Genomic DNA, 21,726 nt, shown 5'->3' with positions numbered 1-21,726 from the left:
AGACAGGAAATTTCTGCTTTCGTTGCTTGGCGTATGCGGTCTTATGAAAAAATGTGCTTTTGGGCGTATTTTGTAGCGTTGTAAAGTATTGTGCACCAGCGGTCAGGTCTCTGCATTAATCATTCCGCAGACTTTTAACGGGATTTGCCAGGGCAGCTTTCACGCTCTGAAAGGATATAGTCAATAAGGCAATGCCTGTTGCCAGTCCGCCCGCCAGTGCAAATACCCACCACTCAATGCTGACCTTATAGGCAAAATCCTGCAACCATTTGTTCATCGCGTACCAGGCAATCGGCGATGCGATGAGGATGGAAATCAGGACGAGTTTGAGAAAATCTTTGGACAACAAAACGACAATGCCCGAAACCGATGCACCCAGCACTTTGCGAACGCCAATTTCTTTAGTCCGCACTTCAACCGAAAAGGTCATCAGACCGAGTAAACCCAGGCAAGCCACCAGCAGTGTGAGTATCGTAAAGCCATTGAACAGCTGCATCAGGCGTGTTTCCCGTGAATATAGTTTATCATAGGCTTCGTCCAGAAAATAATAGTCGAATGGAGCGGTGGGCTGACTATGGTTGTATAGCGTTTTGAGTTGATCGAGGGATTTGGAAACATCGGTGTTCGGATTCAGCTTCACTAACAGATAACCACCTTTTGCCAGAATAGAACGGTTCGTATCACTAACAACGGTTAATTTCATGGGCGAAACAGCACCATGCAGACTGCGCAGATGAAAATCTGTGGTAATTCCGTCGGCGGGCTGATCTTTTAGGGGAGCAGGTTGCTGGAGCGGATTCCCTTTAATACCGGCTTCTTTGATCAGCGTTTGGTTATATACAGTCAGGTCTTTGGTTACCGGGCCGACTTCCCAACCAAGTGGACGATATTGCCAGCGAACACCCATCATATCAAAAAACGGCTTATCAACGCTTAAGACATTCACCATAAGTTGCTTCTTATTTTTTTCAGCGTTTATAAACATGATGGCAATTCTGTTGGTAAATAACGCCGAGTTCGAAACCGCTACGTTACCAGTTCCCGCCCATTGCCGAATGGCATCGCGAAGGCCCGGGAATTGCGGCACCATTTCTCCGTCGATATGAATGGCAACCACCTGTGCGCGATTAATGCCCAGGTTTTTCGTTCGCAGAAAACGCATTTGCGCATACAGCACCAGACTGCAAATCAGCAACCCAATACTCGCCGTGAACTGAACCGTCGTAAAAACCCGACGAACCCCTACCCCACTCTGCCGCCAACCGATTGCGCCCTTGAGAACAAGGGCTGGTCGAAAACCGGACAGCAATAATGCCGGATAACTTCCCGACAGAATTGAACACCCCAACCATAAAGCCAGCATCAGCCCCAGGTATGGGCCCTGGGTCAATACGCGTTTGTCCATATGCAGATCAAGGGCATGATTTGCCCACGGAAAAAGCCCCTGAAGCAGTGCGAGCGACAACAGAAACGCCAGCGTAGTGGTCAGAAATGATTCCATAAAAAACTGACCGATCAGTTCGCTTCGCTGCCCACCAATGGCTTTGCGAATACCCACTTCACGCGCCCGCTTGGTAGCTCTGGCGGTCGTGAGACTGATGTAATTGATGACGGCTAACACCAGAATAACCAGCGCAATCGTCATCAGGATGTATAAAGACTGCCGAACGCTCTTTGAGGTGTTGCGGCTATCCAGGTGCAACGTGGGCAAGGCTTCCAGAAAAAATTTTGCCGACATTCCAACGAAATGGATTCCGCTTTTAATCGTCTTCAGTTTCGTTTCAACCGCGCTTGCGCTGGCTCCCTGGTGCAATACCAGATAGGTACTTAGAAAACCTTGCCCTTTGTATAAATCCTGTTGTTGAGCACCAAGCGAAGGCATTGAATGTAAAGAAACCAATCCATTAAACTGAATCACGGAATTGGTTGGCAAATCATCAAGTACGGCCGAAACGGTGAGCGGGAAATGTTTGTCATAAATCATCGTTTTGCCAACGGGATTTTGGGTACCAAAATATTTCTCGGCCAATTGCCGGGTCAGTACGATTCGACCGGGCTCCCGAAGAGCCGTTCTGGCATCGCCCTGAAGTACTCGCAACCCGAATACAGATAGCGTTGAAGCATCAGCAAAGCCAATGTGTTCTTCGTTAAACTGGTGATTCTGATCCGATTGAAGTATAGCGTCGCCATCCGAAATGCGAACAACCTCTTCAACTTCCGGAATCTGCTGTTTTACTTCACGGCCAAACGCTTCCTGTAATCCGGTGAATGTAACATCCTGATCACCATATTTCATGATTGACATGATCCGGTAGGTTCGATCAGCAAAGGGCTCGAAGCGGTCATAATGAAACTCGTGCCAGACGTATAACGCTATCAAGGTGCTGACGGCTAATCCAACGGTTAAGCCAATGATATTTACCGCGCTGAACAATTGATTTTTCCAGAGTTGACGAAAAGCGATTGCGAAATAATTGCGAATCATATCCATACTTACTAAAGGCGTTGAAGTAAATTTCTGGTGATTTTGTTTTACAGCAAAGAGCCATCCCGGCGGAGGTTTGACAAACCCCAGAACATCCCACACATAGCGCCACCGCGCCCGACGTTCTCCAATTCGACCCACCTGATAGGCAAACTCCTCATGCAGATCGCCCAGCACTTCCTCAAGCCGTTCAGGAGCGAGTAGCCACGCTAAGAGTCGATCAGCCCAGCGGGGCGGTTCAACCGGTTCGTCGGCGCGGTTTCGGGGCGCGTTCTTCATATAGCAGCCAGATTGACAAGGGATACGCGTAGCTTCGTTTACATTACTCCGACCGTAGTGATTTGACTGGATTCATCAGGGCAGCCTTAAGCGCCTGATAGCTCACCGTCAACAACGTGATTAGCAAAGCCCCGAAGCCCGCAGCAACAAAGATCCACCCGGCTATTTCTGTCCGGTATTCATACTTACTCAACCAGTTGTCCAGCAAATACCAGGCAATGGGCGACGAAATGAGACAGGAAATGATGACCAGGACCACAAAATCTTTTGACAATAAACCCCAGAGATTTGCCACTGAAGCCCCCAGCACTTTGCGGACGCCAATTTCTTTGGTCCGCTGTTCAGCCATGAATGAAGCCAGACCAAAGATGCCCAGACAGGATATAAAAATGGCTAAGCCCGCGAAGAAACTGGCCAGTTTACCGATCCGTTCTTCAGCCGCGAATTTTGCCGCATATTCCTGATCGGCAAAACGGTAATCGAAGGGAGCAGCGGGGTTGATTTTTTTGAAAACGGCTTCTATTTTACCCAAAGCCTCCCGAGCACTGAGCGCAGGATTCAGCTTGATATGAATGACATTTAAGCCCCGTTCCTTCGTATCGATCATAAAAACCGTGGGCATGACGGGCTCGAACGGCGATTTCATCACCATATCTTTTACGACCCCGATAAGTTTCCAGTTTTTACCATGCCATTTGATAATTTCACCAACCGGATTTGTCAATCCGGTCTGTTTTACGGCCGCTTCGTTAAACAAAAAAGTCAGTGAATCGCTCGCAAACTGTCTTGAAAATTCGCGTCCTTCCTTGATTTTCCAGCCAATAACTTTTCCAAAATCCGGCGTAACGGAAATTGTTCCAAATGATGCCTGTCGGTTCGGATCTTTACCACGCCACTCCAGATTATTGGCCGATGACCAGATGTTCGTGATCGGGCTCGACGATTCGGCCATGTCGGCAACGACACCAGTTTCTAACAATTCATTTCGGATGGCATCGTAATTTCCCTGTATTTCGGGCGTATTCATCATAATGTTGATCAGCCCTTCCCGGCTGTAGCCAATCGGTCGGTTTTTGGCGAACTGAATCTGGCGAAAAACAATGATCGTTCCGATAATCAGCGTAACGGAAACGGTAAACTGCACCACGACCAGTACCTGACGGGGAATGGACGCCAATCGGCCAATAGTAATGGTTCCTTTTAGCACTTTTATCGGCTGAAACGAAGAGAGATAAAGAGCCGGGTAACTTCCGGCTACAATTCCCGTGAAGAAGCAAAAGCCAATACTGAAAAACCAGAATCTCGAATCCAGCCATAGGATTGTCATTTGCTTGTCGGCCACTTCATTAAAATAGGGCAGACTGAGTTGAACCAAAAGCAGCGACAACACAAACGACAAGCACACGATCAGAAACGACTCACTAAAAAACTGGCCAATAATCTGTCGTCTCAACGAACCAATAGTTTTCCGGATGCCTACTTCTTTGGCCCGTTTCTGCGAACGGGCTGTGCTCAGATTCATGAAATTGATGCAGGCCAGCAGTAATACAAAAGCACCGATGATGCTGAAAAGCCATACAAACTGAATCCGGCCGCCCTTGCTAGCTCCGTTCTCCCACTCCGAATACAGATGCCATTGGGTCATGGGATACAAAAAGAGCGCAGATTGGGTCTTGTCTTTAATGTGACTGTAAAATACATCCTTGATTTTCAGAGAAACCGCATCAAAACTGCTGTTTGGCTGGAGTTGTGTAAAAATTTCAAATGAACTACTGCGCCAGTTATCCATTCCTTCTCCCGACGCGAAAAGCAGGGCAATCGGCGCAACAAACGCAACGTCTTTAAACGCTGAATTATGGGGCAAATCTTCATAAACACCCCTGACCTGCACCGTATGTTTATTGCCAATTTTAATGATTTTATGAAGCGGATCGGTATCGCCAAAAAGCGCAGTGGACATTGATTCGGAAAGCAAAACCGAAGCTGGATCTGTTAACCCCTGGCGTGTACCTTTCAGCATTTTCAGTGTCATCATTTCCGGAAATTCAGCTTCTGCATAGCTTCCGGCTTTTGTAAATTTTTTATCCTGATACGCCACGATCTGATCGAAACCCCAGGTCGTAGCCACTACGTATTTGAAGTCATTAGGGTATTTGGTGCGCAGTTCCTGGCTTAGTGGCATGGGCAAAGCCCCAAATGTTTGAATACCCTTATCCAAGGTCTGATTTTCCAGTACCTGCGCAATGCGAGCGTGGTTCTGGTGGTACGTATTGAACGATAATTCGTCGTACACCCAAAGTCCGATCAGCATCGCAACGGCCATACCAACAGACAAACCAACGATATTGATTGTCGAGAATCCTTTGTTGTTAACTAGATTCCGATACGCGATTTTTAGATAATTCCCTAGCATGGTTGGGTTCATTAAATTAGTTGTTGAATAAGCCCCATATCGGTGGGCTACCGGTTTACGCTGATTCCGGAATGGCCATCCCGGCGAAGGTTTGATAAAGCCCAGCACATCCCACACATAGCGCCACCGCGCCCGACGTTCCCCAATTCGACCCACCTGATAGGCAAACTCTTCGTGCAGATCGCCCTGCACTTCCTCCAGTCGATCCGGAGCGAGAAACCAGCTTAAGAGTCGGTCGGTCCAGCGGGGCGGTTTATTTATCATGAGGAATGGCGAATGAATTTACGGGGCATCTATTGACTATCGATATGCGTTGCTTCGTTTACATTACTCCGACCGCAGCGATTTCACAGGGTCCATCAATGCCGCTTTGATCGCCTGATAGCCCACAGTCAACAATGTAATTATCGTGATCGAGGCTGCGGCTAGTATAAATATGCCCATGCCCAGATCAATATGATAAGCAAAGTTGTTAAGCCATTGATTCAGTGCCCAGCCAATCAGGGGAAACGCAATCAGCATAGCAATGAATAGCAGTTTCAGAAAATCCACTGATAGCATAGTCGCAACATTGCCCACAGTGGCTCCGACAACCTTTCGGATACCGATTTCCTTTTGCCTCCGTTGAGCCGTGAAAGCGGCTAACCCAAACAGGCCCAGGCAGCAAATGAGGATCGTGAGCCCGGCAAAATACTGCGACAGAATACTGATCCTGCGTTCTGACGCGTAGAGCGCGTTGTAGTTTTCGTCCAGAAACTGGTAATCAAAAACAATCCCTTTGTTATAAGCCTGAAACGTTTTTTGAATCTGCGCAATAGTCTGTTTCTCAGATCCTCCTTTAATCTTCACCATGATATTGGGCATGACTGGATAAACCTGAAAAAAGCAGGGTTTTACGGTTTCGTAGAGTGATTCAAAATTGAAATTCTTCACCACACCCACGATCTGTCGTTTCCGATCCCAGAACTTTACAGTCTTTCCAATCGGATCTTTCAGTCCCATGCTTTTAATGGCGGCTTCGTTGAATATGATCTCGTTCTGGGCATTCGCATTGTTGGAAAAGCTGCGCCCCTCTTTCAGGTCCATTCCCAGCGTTTCGATAAAATTGTAGCCGACTTCCAGATTCGAAAATTCGATATCTCTTCCCGGTGGTCTTCCCGGCCATTCAAACCCGGAAATAGCACCATGATCACCCGTCAAATTGTGATAATAGCTCGATGCGTTAATAACGCCCGGAATTGTTTTGATTTCGCTCAGAAATGCCTCTGCGGTTTTCAATTTGACAGAATCCATTTCCAGGGGAATTTCAAAATGGATAATGTTCTCCCGGTTGTAGCCCAGATTTTTAGATTGTATGTAGTCAATTTGCCGGTAAACAGCCAAAACGGAGACGATAAACACGATCGAAACCGTGAACTGAAATACGACTAAACCCTTTCTTATCCATAATTCACCGACTGAGGTTTTGAGTTTGCCTTTCAGTACGGCTGTCGGATTAAAGCCCGAAAGATATAGGGCGGGATAGCTACCCGCCACCAGACCAGTCAATAAGGCGATCCCTAAAACTGACAGAATAAGCGGGCCGTTAAAGTCGATCCCAATATGCTTTCCGGTAATGGTGTTAAATTGAGGAAGCAATAAAATGAGCAGGAAAAAGGCCATGACGAGGGCCATAAAAGCCATCAGAATGGACTCGCCCAAGTACTGAAAAACAAGCGAACTGCGAAGGGCTCCAACTACTTTTTTGATACCCACTTCTTTCATTCTGCCAGATGCTTTTGCCGTCGATAAATTCATAAAATTGATGCAGGCAATCAGCAGGATAAAGAGTGCAATAATCGAAAATAGCTTCACATAGGTAATTCTTCCGCCAACCTGCACACCATTTTCAAATTGGCCATAGAGGTATTTGTCAGCGTATTTAATGGCAAATAATTGTGCCGTCTGTGTTTTATCTTTTGACTTGAGATAATCCTTTATTTTAGCGTTGAACCGGTTCATTTCTGTTCCGTTCTTTACAATCAGAAATGTACTGGGGTCGCTATTGCCCCAGGATTTCATACCAGGTCTTTTTTCGACAAACAGTTCGAAGTTAAACAGCATATCGAACGGCTCTGTCGAGTTGACCGGGCTGTTTGCAAACACACCGCCAATGCTATAAAACCCACTAAACTCACCATAATCCCATTTGACCGTTTTGCCGAGAATATTGTCAACTGTACCAAATAGTTTTATGGCCAGATCCTGTGAAATGGCAATCGTTTGTTTGCCCGAGAAAACGCTGTTTTTATCACCCAGGATAAATGGGCACGTAAATACATTGAAATAATCCTTTCCAATAAATTGACTGCCCGCTTTTAAATGCGTCTCGCCAGAAGAAATTATTCCTTTACTGGAAAACCAGGAGGCAGGAACGACCGGTACAGCATGCTCAATTTCAGGCATTTCCGATGCCAGCGCATTCGCCAGAAGACCGGGTGTATGGTTGATCGTTTTGATACCATCTTCGTGGTGGTGATTGGCCATCACCTGAAAAAGCTGATCATCTTTTTCGTTGACTTTGTCAATGTGTAATTCATCATTTACCCACAGATAAATTAACAACGTACAAACCAAACCAGTAGACAAACCGATCAGGTTAAGTAGCGTAAATTGACGGTCTTTCAGCAAATTGCGCCAGGCGATTTTGACATAGTTCTGGATCATAATCGGACTTAGAAAAGATGATGATGAAGTGGTTCCATACCAGTGATGTACGACCCCTACTGCTGATTTACGCTGACTCGCGAATGGCCATCCCGGCGAAGGTTTGATAAAGCCCAGCACATCCCACACATAGCGCCACCGCGCCCGACGTTCCCCAATTCGACCCACCTGATAGGCAAACTCCTCATGCAGATCGCCCTGCACTTCCTCCAGTCGATCCGGAGCGAGAAACCAGCTTAAGAGTCGGTCGGTCCAGCGGGGCGGTCCAACCGGTTCGTCGGCGCGGTTGCGTGGCTTGTTCTTCATGAGTAATCTGGAATGACTACTAATTTTTAAAGTTCATCGACAATCCACGTTCGGGGTCGCTAGTACGGTTCATTTTTCATTACTCCGATCGCAGCGATTTCACCGGATTCATCAGAGCCGCTTTGATGCTCTGAAAGCTGACTGTTAGCAAGGCTATAACCAACGCCAGTAAACCCGACAATGCAAAAATCCACCACTGAACATCGACTCGATACGCGAAATCCTGTAACCACAAGCGCATCGAATACCAGGAAATTGGCACAGCAATGACAATGGCGATAATAACGAGTTTAATAAAGTCTTTGGCTAACAGCTCAATGATACCCACAACACTGGCACCCAGCACTTTACGGACGCCAATCTCGCGGGTTCGTACCTGTGCCGTGTACGTTGCCAGACCAAACAAACCCAGGCAGGATATCAGAATGGCAATCGTTGCAAAGACATTGAAGAGAAATCCGGTCTTCTGCTCCGACTTGTAAAGATTGTTAAACACATCGTCCAGGAATGAGTAGTCGAACGGGTAATCAGGATTATATTGTTTCCAGGACCGTTGGGCGGCCGCAATCACCTGCTCGGCATCCTTTCCGGTTGTTTTTATATAAATCGCCCGCATTTGACTGGGCTCATAATAAAATATGGCGGGCTCAATTTTTTGCCGCATGGAGGCAAAATGAAAATCTTTGACAACGCCAATAATGGTTCCGTTGTGATTCCGAAGTTTAAAGCGTTTGCCAATCGGGTTTTTAATCCGGGCGGCTTTTATAGCTGTTTCGTTTAAGATAAAATGGAGTGAATCAGAAACGGCACCGGTAAAATTGGCACCCTGCTGCAACTTCATTTTGAAGAAGGGAATAAAGTCCTTATCGATCGCCACAGGTCGCATCATCATGGTTTCGCCCTGCGCTTTCCCATCCCACTCATTATTACCGGTTTGCTCACCAAGCCTGACTATGTTTGAACTGGCCCTGGTAACAGCAGCAATACCCGGCTGATTGAGCAGTTCTGCTCTTATCGCATCGTAATGCTTGCTCATATCGCGCATGAAAAAAGCGAAGACATGCGTTTTATCATAACCCAATTCTTTTGAGCGAATGTATCGCAGCTGATTGCCGATAATGAACGTACCGGCGATCAGAATTATCGAAACCGCAAACTGAGTTACTACCAATACCCTCCGAAATACAGCTTCACTAAAGCGGGCCGATATTTTGCCTTTTAGTGCTTTGAGTGGCTCGAGCGAAGAGAGTAGCAATGCCGGATAAATACTCGAAGCGATCAGTGTGCCGGTAATGGTGAGGCCAATCACCTGCCAGATGTGATAGTCAGAAAAATCAATGACAAGTTGTTTGCCCGAAAGGTCATTGTATGAGGGCAAAAGCGCATAAATCAACCCAATAGCCAGGATTGCCGCCAGAAAAAACAGTAGCGCCGTTTCAATCACGAACTGCATAAATAACTGTGTCTTAGCAGCCCCCACAATTTTACGCATACTCACCTCTTTAGAACGGAGCATGGAACGGGCCGTCGAGAGATTTACGTAGTTAATGCAGGCAATCGCCAAAATCAGCAGCGCAATCATGGCAAACATCCTGACCGTTTCAATACCACCATTGGTGCCATCCGCTTTATATAAATGCATGTCGGGCAGTGGCTGTAACAGGTAAGTCAGGTCGGTGTCGTCGGGCTTATTTCGGAGGTGTATGTTACGCAGTTTAGTTGCCAGATTCCCGATCGACGTACCGGGTTGCAGCAAGAGGTAGGTATCATAACTAAACTGAGAAAAATCATTGTCCATGTTTTTACCATCCCGGTTGTCCTTATACATCGTTTTGAACAGGAGGGATATAGGCATAAACATGTCGTTATCAATAGTCGAATTTTTGGGGAAATCCCGAATGATACCACTCACCTTAAAGGATACGTTTTCATTGGCCGCCAGTATTTTCCCCAATGGATTTTCATTCCCAAAATAGCGTTTGGCGGTGGTTTCGGTCAGAACAATCGAATGGTCGTCGGGAAATGGATTTGCCGGATTTCCCTGAATGAGATTGAAGTCAAATACAGAGAAAAAAGCCGGATCTGTAAACGATGTACGCTCCTCATTAAACGTTTTATCCCTGTATTTAAATAAGGTGAAATACCCATTCCCCGTTAAGCGAAGGGCGTTTTTTACTTCGGGAAGCTCTTTTTTGGCAAAATTGGCAATGGGTGCTACAGTCGTCGTCCAGATTTGCTGGCTCGTTCCGGTGCCGACTCTATTTTCGAGCCGGTAGATGTTGGTAGCCTGACCATGAAAACGATCAAAGCTAAGTTCATCCTGTACCCACAGTAAAATCAGAATACCGACTGATAAACCGGCAGTCAGGCCAGTAATATTAATCACCGAATAGAATCGGTTCTTCAACAAATTGCGCCAGGCGGTTCTGAAATAATTACGTAGCATATAGATATTGACTAAAGATGGAGTTGAGTACTCGTTTAAATGCGGTTTTCCGGCAAATGGCCTTCCAGACAACTGTCGGGCAGATTGAGGTTTTATAAATCCCAGCACATCCCAGACGTAGCGCCACCGCGCCCGACGCTCGCCAAGCCGCCCCACCTGGTACACAAACTCTTCGTGCAGATCGCCCTGCACTTCCTCCAGTCGATCCGGAGCGCAGACGAGTTTGAGCAAACGATCAGCGAAGCGGGGCGGTCCGACCGGTCCACCAGCGCGGTTGCGGGAGGAACTCATTGTGAGTAATGGTTACTGAAAAATGATTATTTTCTGAGGTTATCAACGTAGGCTTTCGCTTCTATCATTCAGCTCGCAGTGATTTTACCGGATTCATCAAAGCCGCTTTGATACTCTGGAAACTAATGGTTAAAACGGCAACGGCAATAGTCAGAAAGCCTGTTGCAGCGAACATCCACCACTCAATGTGAATTGGATAAGCAAAGCTCTGCAGCCACTGACTCATAGCCCACCAGGCCAATGGCGACGCAAGCAGGATGGCTATTAGGACTAATTGCAGGAAGTCTCTGGAGAGCATTACCATGATGCCCGAAACCGTAGCGCCAAGTACTTTCCGAATGCCGACTTCTTTGGTCCGCACCTGGGCAGCATAAGCGGATAAGCCAAAAAGACCCAGGCAGGAAATGAACATAGCGAAAATGGCAAACACATTCAGCACATTTCCTACCCGCTGTTCTGAATCGTATAGCCGAGCCAGTTTTTCGTCCAGAAACGTATAAATGAACAGGCTTTCGGGCGAAAGACGTGCCAGAGTAGAGCGGGCAAACTGCATGGTTTCAGGGAGTTTATTACCTTTTATTTTTAGCAGAAAATAGTTTGCCTGGCCTGGATCCTGAACAATCACCAATGGGTCTACGGTGGTATGCAGGGAAGCAAAATGAAAGTCTTTCGCGACGCCGACTATCTCTCCCGTATCGCCTAATGCGGCCACTTTCTGCCCGATAGGAGAATTCAGTTTCAGGGCTTTAACCGCCGATTCGTTCAGAATAAAAGACAAGGGCGACCTATTCGCTTTTTTGACAAAATTGTTGCCCGATTTTACCCCAATCTGGAGTACTGGAAGCGTGTTTTCATCGGCCCACAAGAACCGCATCTGGCTGGCATCTTCCGATTTTCCCAGTGGCGTAAGCATATCTGTACCAAATCGATCGCCGGGCAAAGTAGAAATCCGGGAAACATTCGTGATGGCTGAATTTTTCAGTAATTCCTGCTGAAGCGTGTTTGCTTTTTCCCACATTTCCCGCCCATAGAGCTTTACGGCGACTACCTGCTCATGATCGAAGCCCAGGTCTTTACTCTGGAAAAACTTCATTTGTCGATACACGACGATGGTACCGAAGATCATGAAGACCGATACGCTAAACTGGAATACAATCAGCCCTTTTCGAATCAGCGTAACTGATGAAACCTGATTTTTCTTCCCTTTCAGGGAATTAATGGGATCGAAATTAGAAATGAACCAGGCGGGATAAAATCCGGCGACCACGCTGATTAAGGAAACCAGCATTATAATTAGTAGGGCGTTGGCTGGACTGAACAACTCACCAAAGTGAAGATCCTTGGCCGTCAGCTCATTATAAAAGGGAATGGCCAGCCTGAACACAAGAAACGCCAATAAAGCTGCCGCCAGTGTCAGAATAAATGATTCACCTAAAAACTGGTTGATCAGCTGTTCTTTGCGGGCGCCCAGTACCTTCCGTACGCCCACTTCCTTCATTCGGTTAAATGCCTGAGCCGTGGCCATATTGACAAAATTGACCGCAGCAAGCAGCAGGATAAACAGGGCCGCAATGGAAAAAACATAGACATACGTAATGTCGCTGTTAGGCCCCATTTCCTTTTCCAGTTTTGAGTGCAGGTGAATGTCCGTAATCGGCTGAAGGTTCGTCTTTCGGGTCGCCAGAATTTCATTTCTGGTTTCACCTTTTACCTCATAGAACTTCACCATAAACTCGGGTATTCGCGCTTCTACGGCCGAGCGCGTCGAGTTGCTGTTGAGTAAAACATAGTTATAAAATCCAGCCCATCCCCGGCTTTCGCGATCACGTTTATCGACATACTTATCGTACGTGGACATGGAAATGAGGTAGTCGAATTGCAGGTGTGCAGGAAACGGAAAACGCCTGATTACGCCAGTTACGGTTAACGGACGTTTGTCCAGATCATCCTGAATCCGTTTCCCCAGTGGCTCTTCGTCACCAAAGTATTTTTTCGCCAGCGCTTCGGTCAGCACAATCGCATCAATCTGCTTCAACGCTGTTCGTGGATCACCTTTCACAAACGAAAGATCGAATACGTCGACTACTGTCGAATCGGCAAAATATCCGCTTTTCTCTTCAAACTGATGCAACTCACCACCCGACGATTTATAACTGAATACCCGATCTGGATAAGGGCGATGAAATCGGGCCACGCGCTCAATGGCAGGGATTTGTTGCTGCATTTCTACGCCCAGAATTGGCGAAGTGGCAGCCCACTGCCGGCTCTTCTGTCCAATATTCTCTGACGTAATCCTGTAAATGCGATCTGCCTTCGAAAACCCTTTGTCGTAATTCAGTTCCTCCCGTACATGAAGAATAATCAGTAATCCACAGGCCAGCCCCAGGGCAAGTCCAACCACAGTAAGCGAACTGTTTAGGCGATACCGCAGTACGTTTCTCCAGGTGATTTTAGCGTAATTCCGAAACATGATCGGGTTTGTTTGATAGGTTGATACGTTTAGTTTTTGTCGGCGTTTTATAACCGAGAGCCAAATAAATCCCAGTACATCCTGCCAGTAGCGCCACCGCGCCCGACGCTCGCCAAGCCGCCCCACCTGATAGGCAAACTCTTCGTGCAGATCGCCCTGCACTTCCTCCAGTCGGTCCGGAGCGCAGACGAGTTTGAGTAGACGATCAGCGAAGCGGGGAGCGTTCATGGTGAGTAATGGCTACTAATTGTTAGAGGCAGTTTATCAATGTTCACTCAGGGCTGTCTGTACGGTTCATTTTATAGTGTACATGCTTCATAATCGCTATTACTCAGCTCGCAGACTCTTTACGGGATTCATCAAAGCCGCTTTAATACTCTGGAAACTGACCGTCAAGAGCGCAATTGCTACCGACAATATCCCTGCCACGACGAACATCCACCACTCAATATCAATTTTGTAGGCAAAACCCTGCAACCACTGATTCATTGCCCACCAGGCTATAGGCGACGCGACGAGGATAGCGATTGCCACCAGTTTCAGAAAATCCTGTGAGAGTAGGCCTACAATGCTGGAAACCGATGCCCCGAGCACTTTGCGAACGCCAATCTCTTTGGTCCGTTGTTCGGCGGTGAACGTAGCCAGGCCAAACAATCCCAGACACGAAATGAAGATGGCCAGGAAGGCAAAGTAATTCGATAGCTTACTGACAACCTGCTCACTCTGGTATTGGCGGGCATATTCCTGATCGGTGAACGAATAGGTAAAGGGGAACTTAGGATTCATTTTTTTGCAAAGGGCCTCCAATTTGGCAAGTGCTTCCTTTGTTTTCCCGCCTTCAATGCGAACGATCACATTACCGCCCTGCCGCCTGGAATCCGTACTTAGATAAGCAATCAGTGGCCGTATGGACGTGTGTAGCGATTGGAAATGAAAGTCTTTCAATACGCCAATTATAGCACCTTTACCATTTCCCCAGTTTATGATTTTCCCAATTGGATTTTTGTAGCCGATCACTTTGAGTGCAGCTTCATTAATTAAAAAACCAGTGGAGTCTGTTGGATATGCTTTCGAGAAATCACGGCCATCGGCGACGCTTAGGTTCATGGTTTTGACAAAATCGTACCCAACACCAACGGGCGTAAACCGGACTTTGCCGTTTGGATCACTACCCGTCCAGGTTATACCCTCAGTGCCCGAGCCATTAGAGGCTGGTGACGCGGTCATATGTGATACGTGTTTTATGCTGGAAATCTGCGAAATCTGCTCTTTCAGCACGTCGTAATTCTTAACCAGATCGCCTTCCAGTGGAAAGTAAACCAGGTTTTCGCGATCATACCCCAGGTTTTTGGTCTGCACATACTCAACCTGTCGATAAATGATAATCATACCGACAATCAGAATAATGGAGAGTGCAAATTGAAATACGACTAACCCCTGCCGAAGCCAGGTAGACTTTGTATCAACTTTCATCGCTCCTTTCAAGACCCGAATTGGGTTGAGCGCGGAGAGAAAAAAGGCTGGGTAACTACCAGCAAGTAACCCCGTCAACAATGTCAATCCTGCCAGAATACCCCAAAACGAAAGATCATTAACAGGAAGACCTATCTGCTTGTCCGTCAGACTATTAAAAGAAGGCAACAACAAAGCAACGAATAAGATGGCCAGGAAAATTGAGAAAACGGTCAATAACATGGCCTCGCCGACAAACTGCCCAATTAGCAGTGAACGCATGGCACCAACGACTTTGCGAACGCCAACTTCTTTAGCCCGTTTGCCCGAACGAGCGGTCGCCAGATTCATGAAATTGATGCAGGCTATCAGCAGGATAAAAACAGCGACCATAGTAAACAGCCGTACGTATTCAATCCGCCCGCCATCGATCTGAGCATTCTTAAAATTGCTATTCAGATAATACTCATGGAAAGGCTGCATGGCCAGTTCGGTATGAACGGGCTTATTCCCATCCCGATTAAATTTATCCAGCAAATGTTTGATTTTGGCTTCTACCTTCGCCGGATCGGCATCGGGGCGAATCATAAAAAACGTGAGTGGGTCCGTACTATCCCAGCCTTTAGCCCAGCCATTATCCTCAACAAATTCATCCCAATTTCGTAAACAGTCGAACGTCAGTGTGCTGTTCTTCGCTATGTTTTCAAAGACGGCCGTTATCAGTAAATCTTTCCGATTGTCGAAGCGGATGGTCTTGCCAATAGCTGCTTCGGGGCTGCCAAAGAAACTCTCAGCCATGCTTCTGGAAATAGCCAGGCTATTTCGGTCTTTCAACGCGGCTTCGGCTGTACCCTGCAAGAGCTTATAGCTAAACATTTTGAAGAAATCAGCACTTGCCGCATTGGTCGCCTGTTTATTGACTTTACTTCCGACAGAAAACGTCTGGTCACTCACCCACTCATAAGGTGTTGATAGCTGAATTTCAGGAATTGACTTTTTCAGTTCATCGGCTAACGGACCGGGTGTCCAGATTACGCCCTGCACTTTACCGCTGAAATACTCCCGCATATAAATCCGATACAGTTGCTGCTTGTTAGCGTGAAAAGCATCGATACTTAGTTCATCCTGCACCCAAAGCATAATCAATAGACTACAGGCCATGCCCAATGCCAGGCCCAGGATGTTAACGCCCGAGAACGTCTTGTTCTTAACGAGGTTCCGAAACGCGATTTTTAGATAATTCTGTAGCATGGTTGGGTTCATTAAATTAGTTGTTGAATAAGCTCCGTGTCGGCGGGCTACCGGCGGAGACTTCACAAATCCCAGTACATCCCAGATGTAGCGCCACCGCGCCCGGCGCTCACCGATCCGTTCAATCTGATAGGCAAACTCTTCGTGCAAATCGCCCTGTACTTCCTCCAGTCGATCAGGAGGGCAGATAACGTTCAGCATCCGATCGGCCCAGCGAGGAGGATTCGGAGCCGATTTCATAGGCTGGTCGACAGCTTGAACGGGCTGACCAGGCGAGTCCATAAACTAGCCCGGACATCCTGAATTTCCTGCAAGGTTCGACGCCCATAGGCAGTTACCGTAAACAGGCGCTTGCGTCGTCCACCTCGTTCGGCAGTCGGTTCTCCCATTTCCGACTTCACCATACCTTTATCTTCCAGCCGCTGTAAAGCTGCGTGAATCTGGTTCAGCCGAACGGAACGGCCTGTCTCCTCAATGATTTCGTGAGTAATCGCTACGCCATACGCCTGGCCTTGCACTTCCAGTACGGCGACAGTCAGCAAAACCACTTCTTCAAACTCGCCCAACGAAGCCCGTTTCATGCGGCAGGATTTAGTTCTACTTTTGCTGAGCAAATGATCTGCCAGAAAACAAAAAGCGGCTCAAGAGTAGCTGAGCCGCTTTTTTATTCATTTCCCTAAAAACTCAGTGTCCGATTATGGACAACTGTTCGTCCGGTTCAGGACGGTGGTTAACCCAAATTCTGACGTTGATTGAGGAGTGATTGATACACAAAAAGTCCGTAAGCAAATGCCATGCACCTACTTACGGACACCCTCTCCACCTTTAACTAAATGGCCAATTCCCGGCAAGCCGTTTTTTAATTAGGAATCAGGCCATGTGGGTCAATCACGAATTTTTTAGCGGCCCCTTTATCAAAATCCTGGTAACCTTTCGGTGCTTTGTCCAGACTGATAACTTCTACATTAACGGCTTTAGCAATCTGTATTTTATCGTACAGAATAGCATTCATCAATTGCCGATGGTACTTCATTACAGGGCATTGGCCGGTGTAGAATGAATGTGATTTGGCCCAGCCTAAACCAATCCGGATAGTCAGATTGCCTTCTTTGGCGGCCTCAGTAGCAGCGCCAGGATCACCCGTTACATAAAGGCCGGGGATACCAATGGCCCCACCGGCCCTGGTGATAGTCATGGCTGCGTTTAATACAGTGGCTGGTTGCTCAGTACCTGCATCGGCCCCATGCCCATGAGCCTCGAAACCCACACAATCAACGGCAGAGTCGACTTCTGGTACACCAATAATGGCAGCAATCTGATCGGCCAGCGATATCTCTTTGCGAAGATCGACCACTTCGCAGCCAAAACTTTTGGCCTGCTCCAGTCGCTCGGGAATCATATCGCCAACAATAACGACAGCCGCGCCCAACAAATGACAGGAAGCGGCACAGGCTAATCCAACTGGCCCTGCCCCAGCAACATAAACGATTGAGCCCGGCCCAACGCCTGCTGTAACTGCGCCGTGATAACCCGTCGGAAAAATATCGGAAAGAAGCGTTAAATCCCGGATTTTGGCCATTGCCTGATCTTTATCCGGAAATTTCAGCAAATTAAAATCAGCGTAAGGAACCATCACATATTCGGCCTGTCCGCCAACCCAACCGCCCATATCGACGTAGCCATAGGCAGCGCCGGGCCGGGAGGGATTAACATTCAGGCAAATACCAGTTTGACCGGCTTTGCAGTTTCGGCAGCGTCCACAGGCAATATTAAATGGAACCGATACCAGATCACCTTCTTTAATGAATTCAACATCGCGCCCGGCTTCAATGACCAGGCCCGTTATTTCGTGCCCGAGCACCAAACCGGCAGGAGCCGTTGTTCTTCCCCGCACCATGTGCTGATCGCTGCCGCAGATGTTGGTTGAAACGATCTGCAGAATAACTCCATGGTGGCATTTACGATCACCAAGGGCCAGCTTCGGATACTCAATGGATTGTACTTCAACCACACCGGGTTTTATGTAGGCCACGCCATGATTCTGACACATATTACTGAGGTTTTGAAGGTTACTGAGTTTAGCGAAGGGAATCAACACCTGCCTGCGCTACGTCATTGTCGTTTTCGACAGTGCTACCCGAAACGCCAATGGCTCCTATGATTTGGCCATCTGCATTTTCGATAGGAATACCGCCTGGAAATGTAATCAACCCACCATTGGAATGCTCAATATTGAACAGTGATCCACCCGGTTGAGACAGTTTACCAACTTCGCCCGTTGGCATATCAAAATAGCGGGCGGTTCGGGCTTTTTTCTGCGCAATGTCAACTGAACCCAGCCACGCGCCATCCATTCGGGCAAATGCCGTTAGGTTGGCACCGGCATCGACAACGGCAATGTTCATCAGGGTCCCTAATTCTACTGCCTTTACTTTGGCCGCTTTGACGGCAGTTTCAGCCTGTTCTAACGTGATGTTTGTTGCGCTCATGATTACCTGATTTTAATCGATCGAACTCTTTCTTCTGAGTCTTGAGCAAAACTAGACAATCGCAAAGGCTTCCACTTGCACGATAATACCAACAAATACTACTATTGTCCAATTCTATTTGTAGATTGGTATAGATTGGGTCTAAAATGCGTTTATAGGTAATAGCGCAAAACACGATGAAAAACGGGTATCCCCTTCAGACGATTAACCTATCAGACACCAGAGAATTAGATTCACTGGTCGAACACCGTCGGGTATTCAATCTGAATCACTGCGAGCTTAATATTTTTGAAACGTATCGGCAATGCTCAGACGTTGTTCTGTCGTATAACGGCCTGGTTATTACCAGCATGTTACGTGGAAAAAAGGTGATGCACCTATCTCAGAACCCCGGCTTTGATTTTCTGCCAGGAGAGACAGTGATTCTGCCGGAAGGGGTTTCGATGAAGGTGGATTTTCCGGAAGCAGACCAGAAACATCCCGTTCAATGCGCAACGATTGCCCTGGACTGGGACGTGGTGACCAGTATGCTAAACTTTTTGAATGACTATTATCCCCGGAAAGATGAGGGTACAGAATGGAAGCTGAATTTCAGCCAATACCATTTTTACAATAATCGGGAGTTGGCCAATGTCATGAACAAGCTGATCAGCATCAGCATGGAAGATGATATAGCCAAAGATGCACTGGCCGATTTGACGCTCAAATCGCTGTTGATTCGGGTAATTCAGACGCAGAATATGGCTCTGTTAGAAGATGGTCTAGCGGCCAACAACCGGTTTGGGTCGGTAATCGAATACATTCGTGAAAACCTGGCAGAAAAGATTGGAATCGAGGTATTGTGCCAGAAAGCCTGCATGAGCAAATCCAGTTTCTTCCGGTCGTTTAAAGAAACCTTTGGTCTCTCTCCACTGGAGTTTATTATCAGGGAACGGATCAGTCTGGCTAAACGACTGCTGGCCAATCCAGCCACAACCGTCACTGAAGTTTGTTATCAGGCAGGGTTTAACAACCTGCATTATTTTTCCCGACTGTTTAAAATGCTGGAAGGTGTTACACCATCATCATATCGACAGACGGTTTGTTTGTGAGACGTTACCGATGAGTCTGTCGCATATTATTTTACACCAGAGCGGTGATGTACGGATCTTTGTGGGGCATATCAACTGGCCTCTACTGCTGTACCTCCAGTCGATAGCCAACGCCATGTACGGCTACGATTCGGACTGTAGAGTCGGGCTGTAGCAGTTTCCGGAGTCGCGACACAAAAACGTCCAGGCTACGCCCAACGATAATGCCTTCGTCTTCCCAAACCGATTTAAGGATAAAGTCCCGCTCCAATACCTGATTAGGATACCGTACGAAAAGATGAAAGAGTTTGGCTTCCCGATAGGTGAGTATATGGCTAATGCCAGCCACCTTAACGGACTGATTAGCCATGTTTAAAGCCACCCTCCCTACCCGAATCAAATTTTCGGGTTCGGCACTTGCCTCAGGCATTATCTGTCCCTTTGTTGCCTTGTCGGCCCGATGCCAGACAGCATATACGCCACCCAAAAGCAGGACTCCCAAAGCCCATGACCACCAGATGGTAGCCTGCTGATCATGAGCTTTTTCGGTTGCTTTGAAAATTACCTGCAAATTATAGCAGCCCCGGCCTTGTTGACGGCCTCCACAGGGTACTTCATTCTTCTCACTGACATCCCGAAAATTATAGCCAAGCTGCAATTCCCCATTTGTGCAGTCGAGTACGGCAACATCATAATTCGTTCTGATCTCATGCACATCCAGCGATTGCTGTAACAACGCCGGCAACCGACCATAATCGAAGGGGCGCTCCAGACGAACAATGAATGTAGTGGCATTAATTTGTTGCACTGGTGGAATTCGGGAAGTAGAATCCCCTTTTTCTATCAGCAAAAGATGGGTTGTACGACGAAGAGCCAGATTAACTTTCTGAGCAAAGTGGTCAGTTTCGGTATAACGGACAACAGGCGTTAACCACACAAACTGTGTGAATAGCAAACCAGCGACCAGCAATCCGATTATAACCGCTACTTTTCTCATGTCTGACGGAGATCTTAGGGTAAAAATAATACAATCAATCCGTTTTTGAACAGCATGTATTAACAACCGTCTTTACCACTTCTCATTCGTAAGAAAGGGAACAAATTATACGTAGCCTTAGACAGATAATCGCTCAACAGAATGCTTCGCCCGGCTGGCCAATCCTCTTTCCGCACAGGTTCAATGATCAGATCATCACCAGGTTTTGCTACGGCAAGGACCAAAGCTACATCTATGTTGAAAACCGACCGATTCGTGTTCGAAGCGCCACTGTTGATTGGCTGCCCTTTCCGTTTCAGATAAATTCTAAATGGGATTTTCGTCGCCACAGTCGTTTCAGGATTTCCTACTACCAGTGAAAGTATACCTTTGCTGGACATTGAAAACCAGTCGTAATTCAGGGGACTATTATCCAGCAAGAGAGGATTAGCGTAAAAAATGGTAGTACCTGTTTCCTTGCCGGCTGCTGCTCTATTGGCGCTGGCCAGGGCCATGTTATACGTGCTACGCTGACCAAACGTTTCGATCATCGTTACAAGTAGCACGAGCAGTGTCATTGACAAACTCGCAAATTGTTTAGCTTTCATAAGGCCCAATGTTTATTGTACTACAATTTCGTTGTGCGGTACAGCATATTGATCGTCCAGAGTTAATAAAACAACCCGGTCGCCTTTCTTACATTTCGCCAGAACTTTCCTGACGTCGATCTGTTTAATTTCCTTCTGGGTAAGCAACAACAGTGTTTGCGTAGCTTTATCTTTAATGGCCACTCTAAAAGGGACTTTCGCCAGCCCTTTACTTCCTGTGGGCGAAAGGCTAACTGTTTGTAGCGTTAACTGGCCTGTAGCTGTTGATGAGAGCAGGCACTTCCCTTTATCGGTATAACTGTCGACGACCATTTTGTTATTCAAAAAAGCAGCCGAACACGTACTGAAGGAATGCTGGCCCAAACAGGCGTTAGACACGGCCAGACCCAATAGGGAAAGCATGAGTCCATTTATTTTTTTCATGGTTCCTGTTGTTTATGTAAACACTGAACCAAAAGTATGGTCTCCGCTTGCCGTAGTTGAA

Annotated in this window: 13 protein-coding genes; 1 reads left to right on the top strand and 12 read right to left on the bottom strand. The window is 47.1% G+C overall.

What is annotated here, in order from left to right:
* Nucleotides 1–115: 115 nt before the first annotated feature.
* The 9 genes from G8759_RS09840 to G8759_RS09800 form a co-directional block, all read right to left on the bottom strand.
* On the bottom strand, nucleotides 116–2,764 hold the full coding sequence (locus G8759_RS09840) for a permease prefix domain 2-containing transporter (protein WP_167207457.1): 2,649 nt from the start codon (nucleotides 2,762–2,764) through the stop codon (nucleotides 116–118).
* A gap of 43 nt (nucleotides 2,765–2,807) precedes the next feature.
* Nucleotides 2,808–5,441: an ABC transporter permease gene (locus tag G8759_RS09835; RefSeq protein WP_167207455.1), complete on the bottom strand. Its 2,634-nt coding sequence runs from the start codon at nucleotides 5,439–5,441 to the stop codon at nucleotides 2,808–2,810.
* 63 nt (nucleotides 5,442–5,504) lie between these two features.
* The gene (locus tag G8759_RS09830) at nucleotides 5,505–8,189 is read right to left on the bottom strand and encodes a permease prefix domain 2-containing transporter (RefSeq protein ID WP_232074194.1); all 2,685 of its coding nucleotides are present in this window, start codon (nucleotides 8,187–8,189) and stop codon (nucleotides 5,505–5,507) included.
* A 79-nt stretch (nucleotides 8,190–8,268) separates the two neighbouring features.
* On the bottom strand, nucleotides 8,269–10,926 hold the full coding sequence (locus G8759_RS09825) for an ABC transporter permease (protein WP_232074193.1): 2,658 nt from the start codon (nucleotides 10,924–10,926) through the stop codon (nucleotides 8,269–8,271).
* A 64-nt stretch (nucleotides 10,927–10,990) separates the two neighbouring features.
* A complete protein-coding gene (locus G8759_RS09820) occupies nucleotides 10,991–13,624 on the bottom strand; it encodes a permease prefix domain 2-containing transporter (protein WP_232074192.1) in 2,634 nt (877 codons plus the stop codon).
* A 99-nt stretch (nucleotides 13,625–13,723) separates the two neighbouring features.
* Nucleotides 13,724–16,339 (bottom strand): ABC transporter permease, encoded by a 2,616-nt coding sequence (locus G8759_RS09815; RefSeq protein ID WP_232074191.1) that lies wholly within the window; start codon nucleotides 16,337–16,339, stop codon nucleotides 13,724–13,726.
* Nucleotides 16,336–16,680 carry a PadR family transcriptional regulator gene (locus G8759_RS09810; protein ID WP_162384887.1) on the bottom strand — a complete coding sequence of 115 codons (345 nt, stop codon included), beginning with the start codon at nucleotides 16,678–16,680 and terminating at the stop codon, nucleotides 16,336–16,338. The genes G8759_RS09815 and G8759_RS09810 overlap by 4 nt, the downstream gene beginning before the upstream one ends.
* A 278-nt stretch (nucleotides 16,681–16,958) precedes the next feature.
* Complete coding sequence (fdhA, locus tag G8759_RS09805; protein WP_167207453.1) at nucleotides 16,959–18,149, bottom strand: formaldehyde dehydrogenase, glutathione-independent; 1,191 nt, start codon at nucleotides 18,147–18,149, stop codon at nucleotides 16,959–16,961.
* Nucleotides 18,150–18,177: 28 nt separating this feature from the next.
* Nucleotides 18,178–18,588: a GlcG/HbpS family heme-binding protein gene (locus tag G8759_RS09800; protein ID WP_167207451.1), complete on the bottom strand. Its 411-nt coding sequence runs from the start codon at nucleotides 18,586–18,588 to the stop codon at nucleotides 18,178–18,180.
* Nucleotides 18,589–18,764: 176 nt separating this feature from the next.
* Here G8759_RS09800 and G8759_RS09795 point away from each other — a divergent pair, with 176 nt between their 5' ends.
* Nucleotides 18,765–19,679 (top strand): helix-turn-helix domain-containing protein, encoded by a 915-nt coding sequence (locus tag G8759_RS09795; protein ID WP_167207449.1) that lies wholly within the window; start codon nucleotides 18,765–18,767, stop codon nucleotides 19,677–19,679.
* 82 nt (nucleotides 19,680–19,761) lie between these two features.
* Here G8759_RS09795 and G8759_RS09790 read toward each other — a convergent pair whose 3' ends face one another.
* Genes G8759_RS09790 through G8759_RS09780 form a run of 3 tightly spaced genes read right to left on the bottom strand, consistent with a single transcriptional unit; the run spans nucleotide 19,762 to nucleotide 21,665 of the window.
* Nucleotides 19,762–20,655, bottom strand: coding sequence for a winged helix-turn-helix domain-containing protein (locus tag G8759_RS09790; RefSeq protein WP_167207447.1), 894 nt, complete (start codon nucleotides 20,653–20,655; stop codon nucleotides 19,762–19,764).
* Between the two features lie 59 nt (nucleotides 20,656–20,714).
* On the bottom strand, nucleotides 20,715–21,242 hold the full coding sequence (locus G8759_RS09785; RefSeq protein WP_167207445.1) for a hypothetical protein: 528 nt from the start codon (nucleotides 21,240–21,242) through the stop codon (nucleotides 20,715–20,717).
* A gap of 12 nt (nucleotides 21,243–21,254) precedes the next feature.
* A complete protein-coding gene (locus G8759_RS09780; protein ID WP_167207443.1) occupies nucleotides 21,255–21,665 on the bottom strand; it encodes a hypothetical protein in 411 nt (136 codons plus the stop codon).
* Nucleotides 21,666–21,726 lie beyond the last annotated feature (61 nt).

Source organism: Spirosoma aureum (assembly GCF_011604685.1).
In the GTDB taxonomy this organism is placed as follows: domain Bacteria; phylum Bacteroidota; class Bacteroidia; order Cytophagales; family Spirosomataceae; genus Spirosoma; species Spirosoma aureum.
This window is presented reverse-complemented; position numbering and strand designations above follow the sequence as displayed.